Annotated in this window: 15 protein-coding genes; 7 read left to right on the top strand and 8 right to left on the bottom strand. The window is 66.9% G+C overall.

What is annotated here, in order from left to right; all coding sequences use genetic code 11:
• Positions 1–193 precede the first annotated feature (193 nt).
• The 4 genes from ACXJLH_RS16655 to ACXJLH_RS16640 are packed head-to-tail and all read right to left on the bottom strand — an operon-like array spanning position 194 to position 5,583.
• Positions 194–1,726: a tryptophan halogenase family protein gene (locus ACXJLH_RS16655; RefSeq protein WP_457445357.1), complete on the bottom strand. Its 1,533-nt coding sequence runs from the start codon at positions 1,724–1,726 to the stop codon at positions 194–196.
• A 41-nt stretch (positions 1,727–1,767) separates the two neighbouring features.
• Positions 1,768–3,258: a tryptophan halogenase family protein gene (locus ACXJLH_RS16650; RefSeq protein WP_457445355.1), complete on the bottom strand. Its 1,491-nt coding sequence runs from the start codon at positions 3,256–3,258 to the stop codon at positions 1,768–1,770.
• A 2-nt stretch (positions 3,259–3,260) separates the two neighbouring features.
• Entirely contained in the window at positions 3,261–4,646 is a 1,386-nt protein-coding gene (locus ACXJLH_RS16645; RefSeq protein WP_457445353.1) for a GH1 family beta-glucosidase, read from the bottom strand.
• A gap of 13 nt (positions 4,647–4,659) precedes the next feature.
• The gene (locus ACXJLH_RS16640) at positions 4,660–5,583 is read right to left on the bottom strand and encodes a PfkB family carbohydrate kinase (RefSeq protein ID WP_457445351.1); all 924 of its coding nucleotides are present in this window, start codon (positions 5,581–5,583) and stop codon (positions 4,660–4,662) included.
• Between the two features lie 181 nt (positions 5,584–5,764).
• Here ACXJLH_RS16640 and ACXJLH_RS16635 point away from each other — a divergent pair, with 181 nt between their 5' ends.
• The 3 genes from ACXJLH_RS16635 (at position 5,765) to ACXJLH_RS16625 (ending at position 9,628) form a co-directional block, all read left to right on the top strand.
• A complete protein-coding gene (locus ACXJLH_RS16635) occupies positions 5,765–6,811 on the top strand; it encodes a LacI family DNA-binding transcriptional regulator (RefSeq protein WP_457445350.1) in 1,047 nt (348 codons plus the stop codon).
• A gap of 109 nt (positions 6,812–6,920) precedes the next feature.
• The gene (locus ACXJLH_RS16630) at positions 6,921–8,396 is read left to right on the top strand and encodes an MFS transporter (RefSeq protein WP_157282095.1); all 1,476 of its coding nucleotides are present in this window, start codon (positions 6,921–6,923) and stop codon (positions 8,394–8,396) included.
• Positions 8,397–8,416: 20 nt separating this feature from the next.
• Positions 8,417–9,628 (top strand): glycoside hydrolase family 27 protein, encoded by a 1,212-nt coding sequence (locus ACXJLH_RS16625; protein ID WP_457445348.1) that lies wholly within the window; start codon positions 8,417–8,419, stop codon positions 9,626–9,628.
• Here ACXJLH_RS16625 and ACXJLH_RS16620 read toward each other — a convergent pair.
• Positions 9,612–10,469: a LysR family transcriptional regulator gene (locus ACXJLH_RS16620; RefSeq protein WP_056203856.1), complete on the bottom strand. Its 858-nt coding sequence runs from the start codon at positions 10,467–10,469 to the stop codon at positions 9,612–9,614. The genes ACXJLH_RS16625 and ACXJLH_RS16620 overlap by 17 nt on opposite strands.
• A 174-nt stretch (positions 10,470–10,643) precedes the next feature.
• Here ACXJLH_RS16620 and ACXJLH_RS16615 point away from each other — a divergent pair, with 174 nt between their 5' ends.
• Positions 10,644–11,477, top strand: a complete 834-nt coding sequence (locus ACXJLH_RS16615) for a DMT family transporter (protein WP_457445599.1) — start codon at positions 10,644–10,646, stop codon at positions 11,475–11,477.
• On the opposite strand, the gene ACXJLH_RS16610 is transcribed toward ACXJLH_RS16615, so the two are convergent.
• Positions 11,474–12,343, bottom strand: coding sequence for an SDR family oxidoreductase (locus ACXJLH_RS16610; protein ID WP_457445346.1), 870 nt, complete (start codon positions 12,341–12,343; stop codon positions 11,474–11,476). The genes ACXJLH_RS16615 and ACXJLH_RS16610 overlap by 4 nt on opposite strands.
• Positions 12,344–12,484: 141 nt before the next feature.
• On the opposite strand from ACXJLH_RS16610, the gene ACXJLH_RS16605 reads away from it, so the two are divergent.
• A complete protein-coding gene (locus tag ACXJLH_RS16605; protein WP_457445344.1) occupies positions 12,485–13,393 on the top strand; it encodes a LysR family transcriptional regulator in 909 nt (302 codons plus the stop codon).
• A 75-nt stretch (positions 13,394–13,468) separates the two neighbouring features.
• On the opposite strand, the gene ACXJLH_RS16600 is transcribed toward ACXJLH_RS16605, so the two are convergent.
• Positions 13,469–16,171, bottom strand: a complete 2,703-nt coding sequence (locus ACXJLH_RS16600) for a TonB-dependent receptor (RefSeq protein WP_457445342.1) — start codon at positions 16,169–16,171, stop codon at positions 13,469–13,471.
• A 146-nt stretch (positions 16,172–16,317) separates the two neighbouring features.
• Between ACXJLH_RS16600 and ACXJLH_RS16595 the strand changes: the two genes are divergently transcribed.
• Positions 16,318–16,482: a hypothetical protein gene (locus ACXJLH_RS16595; protein ID WP_457445340.1), complete on the top strand. Its 165-nt coding sequence runs from the start codon at positions 16,318–16,320 to the stop codon at positions 16,480–16,482.
• 169 nt (positions 16,483–16,651) lie between these two features.
• Here the strand turns inward: ACXJLH_RS16595 and ACXJLH_RS16590 are convergent, their stop codons facing one another.
• Positions 16,652–17,377, bottom strand: a complete 726-nt coding sequence (locus tag ACXJLH_RS16590; protein WP_056203845.1) for an IclR family transcriptional regulator — start codon at positions 17,375–17,377, stop codon at positions 16,652–16,654.
• 69 nt (positions 17,378–17,446) lie between these two features.
• Between ACXJLH_RS16590 and ACXJLH_RS16585 the strand changes: the two genes are divergently transcribed.
• The gene (locus tag ACXJLH_RS16585) at positions 17,447–18,415 is read left to right on the top strand and encodes an MBL fold metallo-hydrolase (protein WP_457445338.1); all 969 of its coding nucleotides are present in this window, start codon (positions 17,447–17,449) and stop codon (positions 18,413–18,415) included.

The raw sequence follows: 18,415 nt of genomic DNA, 5'->3' as shown, positions 1-18,415 counted from the left end.
TCCGTCGAGGCCGTCCGGGCGGTGCGGCGTGTTCTCGCACAGATAGTCGAACAGCCGCGAGTGGGCCGCCTGGAACGCCTCGGGCTGCTACCGCTTCAGCTGCGCCGCGAAGTACTCGCGGATCAGCGGGTGGGCGTCGATCGCGTCGGGCGAGACGGAGAGCAGTTCCACCTCGCTCAGCCGTTTCGCGTGATCAGACTGGCATCGCCGGACAGTAGCGCCGCACGAACTCCGCGTGCTCCGGCATCACGGCCACGCATTGCGCGATCGTGTCGGACACGCCCTTGAAGTAGGCCACCGTCTCCTCCACGCCCTGCAGCTCGGCGAGCGCCAGCCAGCCCTTGGGGCGCAGGTTCTGGCCTTCCATGACCTCCAGCCAACTCGGCTCGCGGAACAGGTCGCCGTCGACATTGGCCAGGCGGCCGCTGGAGGCATACAGCGCCATGCGCCAGCGCAGGGCCTCGGGAATGGCCATGGCCGCGCAGGCCTTCCAGAACTCGCTGTCGTCGCGCTGGTTCAGGTGATAGTGCAGCACGATGAAGTCGCGCACGTATTCGTAGCGCTCGCGGCTCTGGCGGTTGTACTCGGCGATCTCCAGGGCGTCGAAGCCACTGTGGGGGAAGGCCTCGATGAGCTTGGCCACGCCCATCTGGATCAGGTGCAGGGCCGTCGACTCCAGCGGCTCGACGAAGCCGGCCGACATGCCGATGGCAACCACATTGCGCCGCCACGCCTCCTCACGCATGCCGGTGCGGAACTTGATGAGCCGCGGGTCGGCGAGCGGCTGGCCGTCGAGATTCTTCAGCAGCACGCCGGCCGCCTCGTCGTCGCTGACATGGCTGCTGGAATAGACATGGCCGTTGCCGACGCGGTGCTGCAACGGAATGCGCCATTGCCAGCCGGCCCGGTGCGCGGTCGAACGCGTATAGGGCAGCAGCGGGCTCGTGCTCTCGCTGGGCACCGCCACGGCGCGGTCGCAGGGCAACCAGTGGCTCCAGTCCTCGAAGCCGGTGCCGAGGGCCTTCTCGATCAGCAGGCCCGCGAAACCCGAGCAATCGAGGAAGAGATCGCCTTCCACCAGTTCGCCGCTTTGCATCTGCACGGCGCGGACATGGCCTTCGGCTGGCCCCGGTTCTTCATTGAGCAGCACGCGCACGACCTTGCCTTCGGTGCGGCGCACGCCGCGCTGCTCGCTCAGGGCACGCAGGTGCTTCGCGTACAGCGACGCGTCGAAGTGATAGGCATAGCCGAGTGCGGCCATCGGCGAGTTCTGCATATCCGGCCGCGGCAGCATGAAGCGATTCGCCTTGGCCGCCATGTTGGAGATGACGTAGGCGTCCAGCGGCAGCGCGCGGCCCAGCGCGCGCAGGCGCAGCCAGTATTGCGAGAAGTCCACCGGCCACAGCGCCTCGCGGCCGACGCCGCCGAAGCCGTGGAAATAGCGCTCGCCCTGGCGGCCCCAGTTGACGAATTCGATGCCGAGCTTGAACGTGCCTTGCGTGGCTTTGAGGAACTCCGCCTCGTCGATCTTGGCCAGGCCGTTGAACATGCGGATCGGCGGGATGGTCGCTTCGCCCACGCCGATGATGCCGATTTCGTCGGATTCGACGAGGCGGATTTCATACGGGGGCTTGAGCACCGCACTCAATGCGGCGGCCGACATCCAGCCGGCGGCGCCACCGCCGACGATCACGACCCGCCGCAGCGGCTTGTTCAGGTTTTCCATCGCGCCAGTCTAGGTAGGGGCTTCGGCTCTGAGCATGGGCGCTATCCCGCAGCACCGCTCAAGCGTGCACGCAGAAAGCTGTCGTGGTCAGGCATGCCGGCGGCCAGCGCGGCAATGGCCTGATGGCGCTCAGTGAGATAGCGGGCTGCCAACTCAGCCGGCATCTCGTCCGGCCAAGGGCTGCGGCGCCGCGGCCAGTCGCCCATGCCGGCGTGGATGGCCAGCCAGCTCGCCGTGTCGAAGGCCTCGTTGTCGTAGGCATGCAGGGTGCCGGTCTCGCGCCAGGCATGCAGCTTGTAGTCCAGCGACTCGGGCAGCTCCATGCTCGTCAGCGTGCGCCAGAACTCGCTGTCGCGGCGCTCGCTCAGGGCGTAGTGCAGGATGATGAAGTCGCGGATGCGCTGGTACTGGCGCAGCTGCTGCACGTTGAAGCCGACCGCGGCCTGTGTGTGATCGGCCTCGCCGAGCAACGGGATGAGGCGGCCCAGCGCGTTGTGCACCATGTAGATGGCGGTGGACTCCAGCGGCTCCAGGAAGCCGGCGGCCAGGCCGATGGCGACGACGTTCTTGACCCAGAAGCGCTCGCGGTGGCCGGTGCGAAAGCGCAGCAGCCGCGGCTCGGCCAGCATCGGCGCGTCGAGCTGGGCCAGCAGCTGTTCGCGCGCCCGTCCCTCGTCGATGAAGCGGCTGCTGAACACATGGCCGTTGCCGGTGCGGTCCTGCAGCGGGATGCGCCAGGCCCAGCCGGCCTCCAGCGCCGTCGAGCGCGTGAAGGGCGCGAGATCGCCCGGTGCGCGCTCGGTGGGCACGGCCCAGGCGCGGTCCACTGGCAGCCAGTGGCCGTAGTCAATGAAACGCTGCTCGAGCGTCTGGCCGATCAGCAGGGACGCCAGGCCCGAGCAGTCGATGAAGAGATCGCCCTCGACCTGGCGCCCGTCGGCCAGGCGCAGCGCACGCACACGGCCATCCTCGTGACGGTCCACGCTGACGACGCGGCCTTCGGTACGCCTCGCGCCGCGACCTTCGGCCAGGCGGCGCAGGAAGGCGGCGTAGAGCGTCGCGTCGAAGTGGTAGGCGTAGGTGTAGCGCGAGGCCAGGCTGTCCTCGCCTTCTGCAGGCCTGCAGAATCGGCCTTGGCGCGCCATCACCGTCGGCAGGCAGAACTCGCCCAGCGGCGTGCCGGGGCCTGTCTGCAGGCGGCGCAGTTGGCCCCACAACGCCATCGGGCCGTCCAGTGGGCCGAAGTCACCGAAGGTGTGGAAGTAGTGCTCGCCGCGCTGCTTCCAGTCGCAGAACTGGATGCCGAGCTTGTAGCTGCCTCGCGTGGCGGCGAGAAACTCGGCCTCGTCAATGCCGAGGATGTCGTTGAAGCTGCGGATCGACGGAAAAGTGGCCTCGCCGACGCCGATGATGCCGATCTCCTCGGACTCGACCAGCTCAACGGCGACGCCGCGCAGCCCCGTCGTCAGCGCGGCGGCCGACATCCAGCCGGCGGAGCCGCCGCCGAGGATGACGACGCGCCGGATGCCCATGCTCAACGCGCCGCGGCGCGCTCCTTCAGGAAGTCCGCATAGGCCAGCGCACTGCGCTTGAGCGTGCGCTGCTGCGTCTCGAAGTCCACGTGCACGAGGCCGAAGCGGCGCTCGTAGCCGAAGGCCCATTCGAAGTTGTCCAGCAGCGACCAGATGAAATAGCCGCGCACGTCCACGCCGTTGTCCATGGCCCGCGAGCATGCCGCGAAATGCTGCTTGATGTAGGCCTGGCGTTGCAGGTCGTCGACGTCACCGGCGCTGACCATGTCGTCGCTCGACATGCCGTTTTCGGTGATGTAGAGGGGCGGCAGATTGGCGTAGTCGCGCTTGAAGGCTTCGAACAGGTCCTGCAGGCCTTGCGGGTAGACCTCCCAGTCCATCGTCGTGCGCTCGACCTCGGGGTGGCGCACCCAGTCGATGGTGTCGGGGCCCTTGGAGCGCAGCACGGCGCGGCTGTAGAAGTTGATGCCCAGGTAGTCGATGGGCTGCTTGATGAGGTCCATGTCGCCGGGCAGCACCAGGGGCTCGCAGCCCTTCCACAGCCGCCACAGGTCGGCCGGGTATTCGCCCTTGAGCAGCGGGTCCAGCACCCAGCGGTTCTGGTAGGTCTCGAACAGCGAAGCGGCGTCGCGGTCTTCGGCTGTATCCGTGTCGGCATAGCCCGGCGCGCAGTTGGCGACAATGCCGTGCAAGGCCGCTGGGTCGTTGGCGCGCAGGATGGGCAGCGCCAGGCCGTGTCCCAGCAGCAGATGGTGCATGGCCTGGGCGGCCCAGCGGTTGGACTTGAGGCCGGGCGCGTGGTGCCCGTCGCCATAGCCAAGATAGGCTGAGCACCAGGGCTCGTTGTGCGTCGTCCAGGCCGCCACGCGGCCGCCACCGAGTTCGCGGCTCATCAGCTCGGCGTAGTCGGCAAAGCGGTAGGCCGTTTCGCGGTTCAGCCAGCCGCCGCGGTCTTCGAGGTGCTGGGGCAGGTCCCAGTGATACAGCGTGACGAAGGCGCGGATGCCACGCTTGGCCAGGCCGTCGAGCAGGCGCTTGTAGAAGTCGATGCCCTTCGCATTTGGGCGGCCGGCCTCGTCCATCACGCGCGGCCAGGCGATGGAGAAGCGGTAGGCGTCCACACCCAGGCGCTGCAGGATGTCCAGGTCTTCTTCAAAGCGGTGGTAGTGGTCGCAGGCCACGTCGCCGTTCTCGCCGCGCAGCACCTTGCCGGGAGTCGCGCAAAAGCGGTCCCAGATGGATTCGAGGCGGCCGTCGTCATGCGCGGCGCCTTCGATCTGGTACGACGAGGTGCCGGCGCCGAAGATGAAGCCGGGGCGGCGCATGGCCGAGCCGGCGGGCGGCGCGACGAGGTCGGCCAGGGAGGTGGGAGGCGGAGTCAGGTCCATGTCGGGCAGTCGTTCAGGCAGAGGTCGGCAGCGCATGCAGGGCGGTGCGCCAGGGTTGCAGGGCAAGGGGTTCGGCGGGCAGCGGGCCGCGCACGCCGCAGATGAAGGAGGCGTAGCGATTGGCCAGGGCCAGCGTGGCGGGCAGGTCACGGCCCAGCGACAGGCCGGCCAGCAGCAGGGCCGTGAAGGCATCGCCGGCGCCGACGGTGTCGACCATGCACGGCTGGATGACGCCAGCCCCCTGCGCCAGCAGCACGCCGCCCGGCGCGTAGAAGCGCCAGCCGCTGGCGCCGCAGGTCAGCACCAGGCGTTGCAGCGCAAAGCGTGCCATCAATGCGCTGGCGCGGCCGGCGTCGTCGGGCGCGGCGGCATCGAACCAGCCGGCCAGCTGGGCCAGTTCCTCGTCGTTGACCTTGACCCAATCGGCCAGCATCAGCGACTCGGCGGCCAGCAGTCGGGTTTCAGTGCCGGCCCGCAGGTTCAAGTCCAGGAAGCGCGTGCCGGTGAAAGGCTTGAGGAGGGCGCGCAGGGCCGCGCGCGAGGCGGGCTGGCGTTGGGCCAGGCTGCCGAAGTAGAGCCACGCTGGCGCCGTTTCAGCGAGGTGAGGGCGGGCGGCCGCGGCGTCGATATGGTCCCAGGCGGCGTCGCCATGAATCTCGAAGTGGTGGCCTCCGGCGTCCTCGTGCACGCTGACGCGGCCGGTGGCGTGCTGCGGGTCGCGCTGCACGCCGGCGCTGTCCAGGCCGTAGCGGCGCGCACTGTCGAGCACGAGGCGGCCGTTGTCATCGTCCGCGCCAATGCGGCTGATGAACAGGGCCGGCGCGCCCATGGCGGCGAGCGAGCGCGCCACGTTGAAGGGCGCGCCACCCGCGACGGGTCCGTCATGGAATTCGTCGACCAGGGCTTCGCCGAGGACGGCGATGGGGCAGGGGAGCATGGCGGCGGCGCTTGGCGCGCTTCGTCGGTGGTTCGGAAATATTCTATGCAACAGCGATTGTTTAGTGAACAATGTCCAGCCTAGGTTTTGCCCCCGGTACAGGGTGTACCCGGGGCCGCTGGGGTGCCGATGCACAATCGCGCCCGATGCGACGTGCTAAACAACAGCGGGAGCTCGGGTGATGGCCGACAAGGGAGTGACGATTCGCGAATTGGCCGAGGCCGCGGGCGTGTCCATCGGCACGGTGTCGCGCGCGCTGAAGGGCCAGCCCGGCCTGTCGGAGCAGACTCGCGCCCAGGTGCTCGGCGTGGCCCAGCAGATGGGTTATGACGTCGGCAAGCTGCGCACCGGCAAGCCACGCCGCATGCTCTTCCTGTACAGCCGCAGCCTCGGCTCGCTGGCCAACAACCCCTTCTATTCCTATGTGCTGCACGGCGCCGAGACGGCCTGCCGCGAGGCCGGCGTGCCGCTGAGCATCATGTCGGTGCTGGCAGGTGACGACGTGGCCGGCCAGGTACGCCGCCATGAGGCCGAGGCGCTGCTGGGTGCCGGCTATTTCGACCCCGAGGCCATGGAATCCATTCGCCGCTGCGAACTGCCGCTGGTGCTCGTGGACCACTTCTACCCGGGCGTGCGTTGCGTCAATGACGACAACCAGCTCGGCGCCTGGCTGGCGACGCGCCACCTGCTGGAAGGCAGTTCCCAGCGCATCGCCGCCATCTTCGGGCCGCTGGCGCATTACTCGACGTCGCTGCGCGCCAAGGGCTTCCGCCGTGCCTTGTTCGAGGCCGGCCGCCTGTTCGACCCCGACTACGAAGTCACGCTGGACCCTGCGCTGGAATACGGCGACGCCGGCCGTGATGCGATGAGCCGCCTGCTGGCCCTGCCCAACCCCCCGGACGCGGTCTTTGCCTACAACGACTCGACGGCCATGTTCGCCATCGAGGTCTGCCTTGAGCGTGGCCTGCGGGTCCCCGAGGACATCCGCTTCATCGGCTACGACGACATCGAGGAGGCTGCCCGCAACAAGCCGCCCCTGTCCACTGTGAAGATGGACAAGGAAGCACTTGGCAACGTCGCCGCACGCGCCCTCATCGAAGGCGATGTCGCACCCAATGACGCGTCGCTGCCGGTGGAGCTGGTCGTGCGCGAGAGTTCCCGTTTCGTCGCGGCGCCTGAAGCTGAGGCCGCGCCGCGCAAGGCCAGGCGCAAGACCGCAGCTGTCTAGGTGGCTGCCTAGGTAGTTGCACCGCCTTTCGTTCGTGCGATCAACGAACGAAAATAGGACTGTTTACTAAAAATACCGCCTCGCTCAGCGCCAGGCGAAGGAGACAGTCTTGATCGCCGATCCCGAAGGGGCCGCCATGCCGCCCGTGCAGCGCCCGACCGCCTCCGTGCCGCCAGCGCCAACACTTGCGGCCGACCGCGTGCCCGCGCGGCAGAAGATCGGCTTCGGCCTGGGCTCCTTCCTGGACATGTGGGGCCACTGGCTCTACCAGTCGCTGGCCTTCCACGTCTTCAACATCTTCCTCGGCGTGGCGCCGGGGCTGATCTCCACGGTCATCTTCCTGAAGATCGCGGTCGATGCCGTTTCGGACACGCTGTTCGGCTGGCTCTCCGACAACGCCCGCACGCGCTGGGGGCGCCGCCGCCCCTTCATCCTGGTGGGCGGCATCCTCGCCGGCATCGGCCTGCCGCTGATGTTCGCCGTCGGCCGCGGCTGGAGCGACAACGAATACTTCATCTTCATGCTGGTCTCGACCTGCCTGTACGTGCCGGTCATGAGCTGCTTCAACATGCCCTGGAACAGCCTGGGTGCGGAGATGACGCCCGACTACCACGAGCGCACGCGCGTGATGTCGTGGAAGAACGCGATCCAGAAGCTCCCCGAGCTGGCGATGTTCGTGGCGGCCCAGTTCACGACGCTGGCCGTCTTCAACGATGCGTCGGGCAAGCCCGACATCCTGCTGGGTGCCCAGGTCTACACCAGCATCCTCGGCGGCATCATGGTGGTGGTCTCCATCGCCATTTTCCTGCTGACCCGCGAACGCTACTACCAGAAGGTCGTGGCGCAGACCCGGCAGCGCGTGCCCTTCAAGGACACCCTGTACCGCACACTGAAGAACAAGCCCTTCCGCCAGATGCTGGGCACGATGATGGCCTACAACATGGCCACCTCCATGGTGGGCATGCTGGGCTACTACGCCACCGTCTACTACGTCTGCGCCGGCAACGTCGTTGAGGCCACCAAGTGGAACTCGATGATGGGCATCGCCGGTCTGGTCTGCGGCCTCGTTGGCATCGCCTTCGCCGGGTGGGTGGCCAGGCACTGGGGCAAGCGCAATGCGCTGATGACGGTGCTGGTGCTGGGCATCCTCGCCTTCGTCGGCGACTGGTTCTTCTACAACCCGCAGCTGCCCTGGCTGCAGTTGTTTGCCAGCGGCGGCGTGGCCTTCGTCGGTGCCGGGTTCTGGACGATCTACGGCTCGGCGATGGCCGACGTCATCGACCATGACGAGCTCGGCAGCCGACAGCGCCGCGAGGGTTCGTTCGCCGCCTGCGGCTCCTGGATCTCCAAGGTCGGCCTCGCCTTGGGCAACGGCGCCTCCGGCTGGGTGCTGATGTTCACCGGCTTCAACGCTAAGCTGCCGGTGCAGGGCGAGGATGCGCTGTTCATGATCCGGGTCGCCCTGTCGGGCATTCCCATCCTCGGGCTGCTTATCGCCCTCTACATCGTGTCCCGCTACTTCCTGACCGAGCGGCGCATGAACGAGATCCGCGCCGAGCTGGAAGCGCGCCGCGGCACCGTCTGACTTTTTTCGGAGTTTTCCCCATGACTTCAACCTGGCTCGGCCGCGCTTTGCTGGCCCTGTCGACCTGCGTCTTCATTGCCGGCGCCCAGGCCGCCCCGCACGAGACGCTCAAGCTCGACGCCCCCAAGCCCAATCTCGCGCCCACGCCGCCGATGGGCTGGAACTCCTGGAACAAGTTCGCCTGCAACGTCAGCGAGACGCTGATCCGCCAGCAGGCCGACGCGATGGTCGCCTCCGGCATGAAAGACGCGGGCTACCGCTACATCGTCATCGACGACTGCTGGCAGAAGAGCCGCGACGCGGACGGCAACATCCAGGCCGACCCCGAGCGCTTCCCATCGGGCATCAAGGCACTGGCCGACTACGTTCATTCCAAGGGCCTGAAGTTCGGCCTCTATTCCGATGCCGGCGCCGCAACCTGCGGTGGCCGCCCCGGCAGCGCCGGCCACGAGTTCCAGGATGCGCGCCAGTATGCGAAGTGGGGCGTGGACTGGCTGAAATACGACTGGTGCTACACCGGCCCGCGCACCCCCGAAGCGGCCTACACCATCATGGCCAAGGCGCTGCGCGAATCGGGCCGTGACATCGTGCTGTCCATCTGCGAATGGGGCGGCAGCCAGCCGGGCCGCTGGGCCCATCCCGTCGGCCATCTGTGGCGCACCACGGGCGACATCTGGGACGCCTGGAAGGGCAAGAAGGAGTGGTCGCACGGCCTGCTGGACATCATCGACATGAATGCCGACCTGTGGGCCGACGCCGCGCCCAATGGCTGGAACGACCCCGACATGCTGGAGGTCGGCAACGGCGGCATGACGACGACCGAGTACGAGAGCCATTTCTCGATCTGGGCCATGCTGGCTGCGCCGCTGGTGGCGGGCAATGACATGGCGAAGATGGACGCCGACACGCGCCGCATCCTCACCAACGCCGAGGTCATCAAGGTCGACCAAGACGCGCTTGGCCGGCAGGGCCGGCGCGTCTGGCGCCAGGGCAACCTGGAAGTCTGGGTCCGCACGCTGGCCGGTGGCGAACGTGCGGCCGTGCTGTTCAACCGCGGCGAAACGGCAGTCGACATCAAGGTGACGTGGGAGCAGCTGGACCTCGCGCCGCGCATCAAGGCCGAGGTCCACGACCTGTGGTCGGGCAAGAAGACCCGCGGCGTCTCGGGCGAGTTCGGCGGGAGCGTGAAGCCGCACGGCGTGATGATGGTGCGTGTCAGCCCGACACCCTGAGCGTCTCGATCAGCATCCGCCGCAGGCTGTCCACCGCCTTGTTGCCCTTGGACGTCTTGCTGCGGTAGACGGCTACCTGCATCGGCTCCAGCGGTCCCAGGCCCTGTTCGGCGCCCAGAAGTTGCAGATGCGGCGGCGCGCTGCACTGCGTCAGCACGGCCACGGCCAGGCCGCTCTCGACGGCTGCGATCTGCCCTGCCAGGCTGGAGCTGTTGTAGACGATCTTGTAGGGCCGGCCCTGCAGGGCGAGGGCGTTGATGGCGCTGCGCCGGCCCAGGCTGGCCTCCTCGTAGACTGCAATGGGCAGCGGGTCGCGCCGCCAGATGTCAAACTGCGGGGAGCCGACCCAGACCATGGGCTCGTGGAAGAGCAGGGTGCCGCGCCGTGCGTGGTCGCGCGAAACCAGGGCCAGGTCGAGATCGCCACGCGCCACGCGCGGGATCAGCGAGGTCGACTGCTCGCAGTCCAGCTGAATCTCAACGCCGCCATGGCGCGGCGCAAAGCGCTTGAGGACCGGTGTCAGGTATCTGCGAGCGTAGTCATCCGGTACGCCCAGGCGCACGACACCTGAGACATCGTCCTCGCGCAGCGCCGCCTGGGCCTCGGCCTGAAGGTCCAGTATGCGTCGCGCATAGCCCAGCAGGGTCTGGCCCTCATGCGTCAGTTCCAACTGGCGCGCATCGCGCCGAAGCAGGCGGTGGCCGACGGCCGCCTCCAGCTTCTTGAGCTGCATGCTGACGGCCGACTGCGAGCGGTGGATCTCGGCCGCGGCGCTGGACAGGGAGCCAGCATCGACGGTGGCCACAAAGCATTTCAGCCAGTCGATCTGCAGATCGCGCATGAATTCGAAAAACGGATGATTTGGAAGCGAATTATGTGCTTTTCGGATTCGCGGCCGACCGGCACATTGGCGGCCATGAAGTACCTCAATCCCGCCCCAACCGCATTACCCGCCAAGCTTGCCCGGCCGCCCGGCATCACGGCCGGCCCGCTCGACGCCCGCGCCGGCGGCGTCATGCTCCTGCTGTGCTGTCTCTGGGGCCTGCAGCAGGTGTCGCTGAAGGCGGTGACGGCGCAGGCCGGCCCGATGCTGATGATCGGCCTGCGCTCCGGCATCGCCCTGTTGCTGCTCGCCGGTCTGATGCGCTGGCGCGGCGAGGCGCTGGATCGCCGCCGCTGGGCAGCCGGCGCCGCGGCGGGCTCGCTGTTCGCGCTGGAATTCCTGCTCGTGGCCCTGGCGCTGCAGTTGACCCAGGCTTCCCACGTCGTCGTCTTCCTCTACACCTCGCCGCTGTTCACGGCCCTGGGCCTGCATTGGCGGCTGCCGGCCGAGCGCCTCGACCGGCGTCGCTGGGCGGGCATAGGCCTGGCATTCGGAGGCATCGCGCTGGCTTTCCTGCGCGGTGGTCTGGCCCCTGACGGCTCTGCGCTGCTGGGAGATCTGCTCGCGGTGCTGGCCGGCCTGGCCATGGGCGCTACGACGGTCACCATCCGGTGTACGCGCTTGGCCGCCGCACCGGCGACCGAGACGCTGTGCTACCAGCTGCTCGGCGCCTTCGTGCTGCTGCTGCCGGGTGCCTGGGCGACGGGTCAGTGGCGCTTCGAGCCGACTGCCGCCATCTGGGCCCACCTCGCCTTCCAGAGCCTGGTCGTGTCCTTCGCCAGCTTCCTGGCCTGGTTCTGGTTGCTGCGTCGCTACCTAGCCTCGCGCCTGGGCGCCTTCACCTTTATGACGCCACTGTTTGGCGTGCTGCTGGGTGTCTGGTTGCTGGGCGAGGCGTTGTCGCCCAGTTTCGTGGCCGGCAGCCTGCTGGTGCTGGCCGGCGTCGCCCTGGCTAGCAAGCCTTAGGTCGCCACCCGCTCGGCCACAAAGGCCTGGTAGGTCCGCAGCGGGCGGCCGAGCATCTTCTCCAGTGTGCGGGTCGCGCCGGCGGCCGGAATCTGCCCGAGCTGCTGAATGCGGCTCATCATCAGGCGCAGGTCGTAGGCCATCCAGGCGGGCACGTGCTGCGCGGCCAGTTGCGCCTCGAAGGCCTGCACGTCGTCGCCGCCGTAGCGGATCTCGCGATTCAGCGCCTGGGCCCAGACGGCGGCAGCCGCCTCGCCGGTGAAGACCTCGTTGCCGGCCACTTCCAGCGTCAGGCGGGGCAGGGGTTCCGGCGACCGGTCGCGACGCAGCAGCTCGGCCACGGCGATGTCGGCGATGTCGCGCACGTCCACCATCGCGCAGCCCTTGGCGCCGATGGGCATGGGGAAGACGCCGTAGCCTTCGATGACGGACTGGATGGCGGCATCGTTCTGCATGAAATAGGCCGGGCGCAGGATGGTCGCCGGCAGATCCAGGCTGTCGATCATGCGCTCCACGGTGTGCTTGCCGGTGAAGTGGGGCACATCGGTGTAGAGGTCGGCGTGGATGACCGACAGATAGACGATGCGCTGAATGCCCGCTTCGCGCGCGACGCTGAGGGCCTGCAGCGACTGCGTGACCTCGTCGGGGGCGAGGGCGTTCAGCAGGAACAGCGTGCGCACGCCGCTCATCGCCAGGCGCAGGGAGTTCACGTCGCCGAGGTCGGCGACGACGCCGTCGACGCCGGCGGGCAGGGACAGGGTGCCGGTGCGGCGGACCATCGCCTTGACCTGGGCGCCTTGCTTGGCCAGGCCTTGGACGACGAGGGAACCGACGGTGCCGGTGGAACCGATGACGAGGATGCTCATGATGGACTCTCTTGAAAGCTGATTAAGGAGAAGGACCAGGGCCAGGCGATTTGTTTCGCTGGCTTGGACGAAAGATAGGCCGTTGCAATCCATAAACACAGACGCCAAAATCAGGACAATGTGTATTCGAATTGAGACGATATGGACCTGAACGCCCTGACCGACTTCAACCTCGTGGCCACGCACGGTGGCTTTGGCCGAGCCAGCCGGGCCAGCCGGCGCTCCAAGGCCACGCTGTCCAGGCGCGTGGCGGACCTGGAGGAGCAACTGGGCGTGCGCCTCATCGAGCGCGGCGGCAAGGGACTGGAGCTGACCGAGGCCGGCCAGCTGCTGCTCAGCCGTACCGAAGGGCCCATGCACGAGGTGGCCGATGCGATCGGCGCGGCGCGGGAAGGCAGCGGCAAGGTGGCCGGGCGCCTGCGCGTGGCGGCACCCATCCTGTTTTCACAGCTGGCGATGGGGCGGCTGTGCGCGGAGTTCCGCGGGCTCTATCCCGACGTCACTCTGGAGGTGGTGGCGGAAGACCGCGTGGTGGATCTCGTCGACGAGCAGTTCGACGTCGCCATCCGCCCCAACCCGCGGGTGGACACGGCGCTGGTGGGCCGCTGTTTTGCGAAGGACCGCCTCGTGGTCGTCGCCGCGCCGTCCATCGCCAGGCCCGCGCCTGGCGCTGCGGCCGTGCGCGTGCCCGCCGTCGTCAGCGCCTATCGGGAAGGCGAGACCTGGTCTGTCGATGAGGGCCGTCTGCTGATCGAGCCCATCCCGGTGCTCAGGCTCTCGTCGATGCTGATGCTGCGGGACGCCGCGCTGGCAGGCGCCGGCGCCGCGCTGGTGCCGCGGTCCATCGTCGGGCAGCAGGTCGATGACGGCGAGCTGGTGCAGTGGGGCAGCCTGGACGGCAAGGAGGTCGAGTTGTGGGTGCTGCACACCTCCCGGCGCCTGGCCAGCCCGAAGGTGAAGGCCTTCGTGGACTTCATGAGCAACCGCTTTCCTGAGGGTGCGCTGGTGCTCCCGCTCAAGACCTCCAGTCAAAGCAGGTCGCCGCTGTAGCGGTCGGCCTTGGCCACGACAAAAAAAGCCGCTCAGGCAAGCTGAGCGGCTTTCGGGGCTGAGCCCGTTGGGAGCTTAGAACGAGTAGGTGCCGCGCACGTAGTAGGTGCGGCCCGCTGCGTTGGCGTAACGCGAATCCCAGCCGCCGGACTGGAACAGGTCGGCCTGGTTGGTGAACGGCGGATCGCGGTCGAACAGGTTGCGAACGCCCAGCACCAGGGAAGCGCCCTTGATCGGCGACCAGCTGCCGTACAGGTCGGTCGTCGTGAACGCCGAGACGTGGTTGGTCGGCGTGAAGTCCACGTAGCCGGACTTGTAGTGCACCGCCGTACCCAGAGCGAAGCTGCTGTAGGCCCAGTTGGCCGTCAGGTTGTGCTGCCACTTGAAGATCGGGCCGGCACCGGAGTAGATGCCAACGTTCTGGTTCCACGGGCCCGACGGGTAGTCCTGGTACTCGTACTTGTTGACGAAGGTACTGTTCAACGCGAAGTCGAACTGGCCGACGTTGGAACGCAGGCGGTACTGGGCGCTCAGGTCGATACCGTTGGTGTTGGTGCCGCCCAGGTTCTGGTTCAGCTGTTCAACGTAACCGCACTTCGGACCCGGGCAGTTGCTGGTGATGGACAGCAGGTTGCCGGGCTGGGAGAAGTGGAAGTACTGCTGCCACTGCGTGTAGTTCTGGAACAGCGTCGACTGCGGCAGCACAGCGATCGCGTTCTTGATCTTGATCGCCCAGAAATCGATGCCCAGGCTCAGGTCGGTCATGGGTTCGAACACGGCGCCCAGGGTGTAGTTCTTGGCCTTCTCAGGCTTCAGATTGGGGTTGCCGCCGTTCTGGACCTGGAACTGACCATTGCAGTTGGCCTGCGATGCGCCGGGGATGGGGGTGCCGCCCGGGCAGTTGATCGGGTTGTTGAAGTTGCCGGCCGTGTTGGTGAACGAAGTCGAGCTGTAAAGCTCGAACAGCGTCGGCGCGCGGAAGCCCGTCGATGCCGAGCCGCGGAACAGCATTTCCTTGCTGGGCTGGAAGCGGAACGACAGCTTGGGATTGGTGCTGTCGCCGAAGTCGCTGTACTTGTCGTAGCGCACCGAGCCGGTCAGCTCAAGCATCTTGTTCACCGGCACGTTGACTTCGGTGTACAGGGCGCCGACCTTGCGCGTGCCCTTGGAAGTCGCCTCTGGATCGACGCCGGTCGACGCCGAGACGAGTTGGGCAAATTCCTTGACCGGGTGCGAATCGAAGTTTTCCTTGCGGTACTCGCCACCCACGGCGATCTGCGCCGGGCGGCCAGCGCCCAACCAGTCACCCAGTTCGCGGCTCGCCGTGATCTTGAAGATGTTGACCTTGCCGGTGGCGGTCTGCAGCCTGCCGTTCAGGGCCGCCTTTTCCAGCAGGGCGGTACCGGCGGCGCTCTGGGCGCCGAAGGGGTTGATGACGCCTTCGAGCAGGCCTTCACCGATCATGTCGCCGTCGCCGTAGCCACCCGTCAGGTTCTGGTCGACCGTGTTCTTGTTGGCCGAGAACTTGACCGAGTAGTCCCAGTTGAGGGCGTTGCCTTCGGCCGACAGCACGATGCGGCTTTGCTTGTTCTCGTTCATCTGGGCGCGCGAACCGTTGGGGAAGTCGCGCCAGAAGACGTAGGCGAAGCCCGGCTGCACGGCCACCGGGTTGGCGAAGGCAGCAGAGGGGTTGAAGATGGTAAGGCCGGCCGTGCCGTCATCGAAGGTCGGGTCGATGTGCGCCGTGGGGAAATAGGGGTTCTTTTGACCATTGGGCATGGTCGGGTTCATGTAATAGCCGCCGTAGGGCACGGGGGCGATGCGCGTCGTGACCCGGTTGCGGGTCAGGAAGCCTTCTGCACCCAGTTCCAGCGAATCATTGACGCGCAGCGTGCCCTTGAGCATGCCGGACGCCGTGTCCGACTTGGGCGCGAAGTCGACGAAGTTGGGCGTGACGATCTTGCACTGCGTGCCGCCAGCAATCGGGATCAGGGCGGTGCCCGCGCAGGCCGGAGCGGCCGGGTTGTAGAGCGCGCTGAAATCCTGGGTGTAGTTGGCGGGATCGGTGCTGTTGGACAGGCCGCCGACGATGCGCTTGTTGAAGTCGCGCTCGTTGCCGGCGATCGGGTCTTCCTTCTTCATGCTGAGGAAGCCGGAGAGGTTGAAGCCCTGCTTGTCCAGCTCGCCGAAGCCGAAGCCGACGTTGGCGCTCTTGGCGCGGCCACCCTTGTGCTTGGGCGAGTCATAGCCCAGCGTGATGGTGCCGCCGTTGTAGCTCTTCTTCGTGATGAAGTTGATCACGCCGCCGATGGCGTCCGTGCCGTACAGGGCCGAGGCGCCGTCGCGCAGCACTTCGATGCGGTCGATCGCAGCGAAGGGAATCATGTTCAGGTCGGGCGCCGAGCCGTCGACCGCGTTGTTGGCGATGCGCTCGCCGTTCAACAGCACCAGGGTCTTGTCGGCACCGATGCCGCGCAGGTCGGCGAAGGATGCGCCGCCGCTGCCCGAGCCGATGGACTGCGCCGCATTGGTCGACTGCTGGACGCCCACCAGGTTGGCCATCACCTGTTCGACGGAGGTCACGCCGGCACTGCGCAGGTCAGCCATCTTGACGATGGTGACAGGCACGGAGGATTCGGCGTCGATGCGCTTGATCGCCGAACCGGTGACGGTCACTCGCTCGATCTGCTGCGGTTCCGCGGGGGCTTGTTGGGCCCAAGCGCTGAGACCGCCGACGGTCATCAGGACCGCGGCGGCGATTTTGGTTTGCTTATGCATCACTGCTCCAGAAAGGAATGGCAAGCGGGTGTGTTGCCAGACGGTTCAGCCAAGAGACAAACCGCCCGATCGGGCGGCGGCTGAAGCAAATTCTCGGAGCGCGCGAAATTCAGACCGGCTTGGGAAAACCCCTAGGCATTCTTCAAATGCAGCTGATGCAGGGCCGTTTTGGAGCGCAAGTCATTGATCGCAATGAGATTTATCGCGCCCCCCAAGCATGCGCGGGTGTGGCTGGAATGCTGCAGTTTGCCAACCAGCAATCCATCTTCACGTTCCGCCATGGTTCGGCAGCATGTGAAGATCAATTGTGACCATCTATCTCTTTATTTGATCAGATATGACGTTAAGAGATATGTTTTGAATCACAAGTTGCCAACTGAGTCGAAAGACTCTTGAACTCGTGTTCCAGGTCGCAAAAATAGTTTGCTTGGTTTTCAGCAAAACTTGCTGTCGCCTGCCTGTCGTGGCGGCTGAGATGTTTCATCGGCCCAGGCGCCGTGACAACAGCGCTGCAGCATCCCGCAACGCGGCGGCCAGCGGTGCTTGAAGACTGATGTCCAAGCCGGCAGTGGGCCCGATGGCTGTCAAGGCCAACACCAGGCGCCCGGAGGCGTCGAAGACGGGTGCGGCCGCAGCGCTGACCCCGGCGACGACGCTGTCCCGCGACGTGGCCAGGCCCGCCGCGCGCACGGCGGCGATGACAGCCTCTTCCGGCAGGGTCTGCGCCAGCGCCGCCGCTTCCTCGGTGCGATAGGCCGCGAACAAGCGCCCCGACGCCGTGCCCGCCAGGCTCATCACCGTGCCATGGCGCATGCTGATGTGCACGGGCGTCGGCCCCTCGGCCACGCGCACGATGGTGGGGCCGTGTGTGCCCCAGACGGCAATGGCGACCGTGTGGCCGATCTTTTGGGCCAGTTCCTCGATGACAGGCGTGGCCAGCCTCACGGGGTCGTACTGCTGCAGGCTGATGAGGCCGAGCTGCAGTGCCAGCGGCCCGAGGCCATAGGGCCCGCTGCCGCCCTCCTGTTCCACGAGGCCGAGCTTGATGAAGCTGACGAGGTAGGGATGGGCCTTGGCCGGCGTCATGCCAGCCTCTCGGGCCAGGTCCTTCAATGCCATGGGCCTGCCGCGGTGGGCCAGTGCCAGCAGCAATTGACCACCCACTTCGATGCTCTGGATGCCTCGCGGGGCCTTGGGCTCAACCATGCTGAAAATTCTATATTGGTGAATTGATTTGTAATAGGATAAATTTCGGCTTCGATGTTGGAGACCCGCATGACGACCAAAGCCTTTGCCTCGCAAGCCGACCTGGAAGAGAAAAGGGTCACCTTCGAACGTCTGTCCGAGCACGCCTGGGCCTACACCGCCGAGGGTGACCCCAACACCGGCATCGTCATCGGCCGCGATGCGGTCATGGTGGTGGACACCCAGGCCACGCCCGTCATGGCGGCCGATGTGATCCGTCGCATCCGCGAAGTGACGACCGCACCGATCAAGTACGTGCTGCTCAGCCACTACCACGCGGTGCGCGTGCTGGGCGCGTCGGCCTTCAAGGCCGAGGGCCTGGAGCAGGTCATTGCCAGCGACGCGACGCTGGCGCTCATCAAGGAGCGCGGCGAGCAGGACAAGGCCAGCGAGATCGGCCGCTTCCCGCGGCTGTTCCGCAACGTCGAGTCCGTGCCGGCAGGGCTGACCTGGCCGACGCTGACGTTCAGCGGCCGGCTCACGCTGGACCTGGGCGGCGTCAAGGTCGAGATGTTCTCGCCCGGCCGCGGCCACACGGCGGGCGACACGGTGGCCTGGCTGCCCGAGGAGCGCGTGTTGTTCAGCGGCGATCTCGTCGAGTTCGACGCGACGCCTTACTGCGGCGACGCGCACTTTGCCGACTGGCCGGCAACGCTGGATGCCATCGCCGCGCTCAACGCCAACGCCCTCGTGCCAGGGCGTGGACCGGCGTTGAAAGGTGCCGAGCAGGTTGCAGCAGGCTTGTCCGGCACGCGCGCTTTCGTCAGTGAGCTGTTCGCAGCCGTGCAAGCGGGCGTGAATGCCAACGAGGAGTTGAAGGCGGTGTACCAGCGCACCCTGGCCGTGCTGCGGCCCAGGTACGGCCACTGGGTCATCTTCGACCACTGCATGCCCTTCGACGTGACCCGCGCCTACGACGAGGCCGGTGGCACATCGCACCCGCGCATCTGGACCGCCGAGCGCGACGTGGAAATGTGGAAGGCCTTGGAAGGGGCCTGA

The sequence above is a fragment of the Roseateles sp. P5_E4 genome (assembly GCF_054049255.1).
This window is presented reverse-complemented; position numbering and strand designations above follow the sequence as displayed.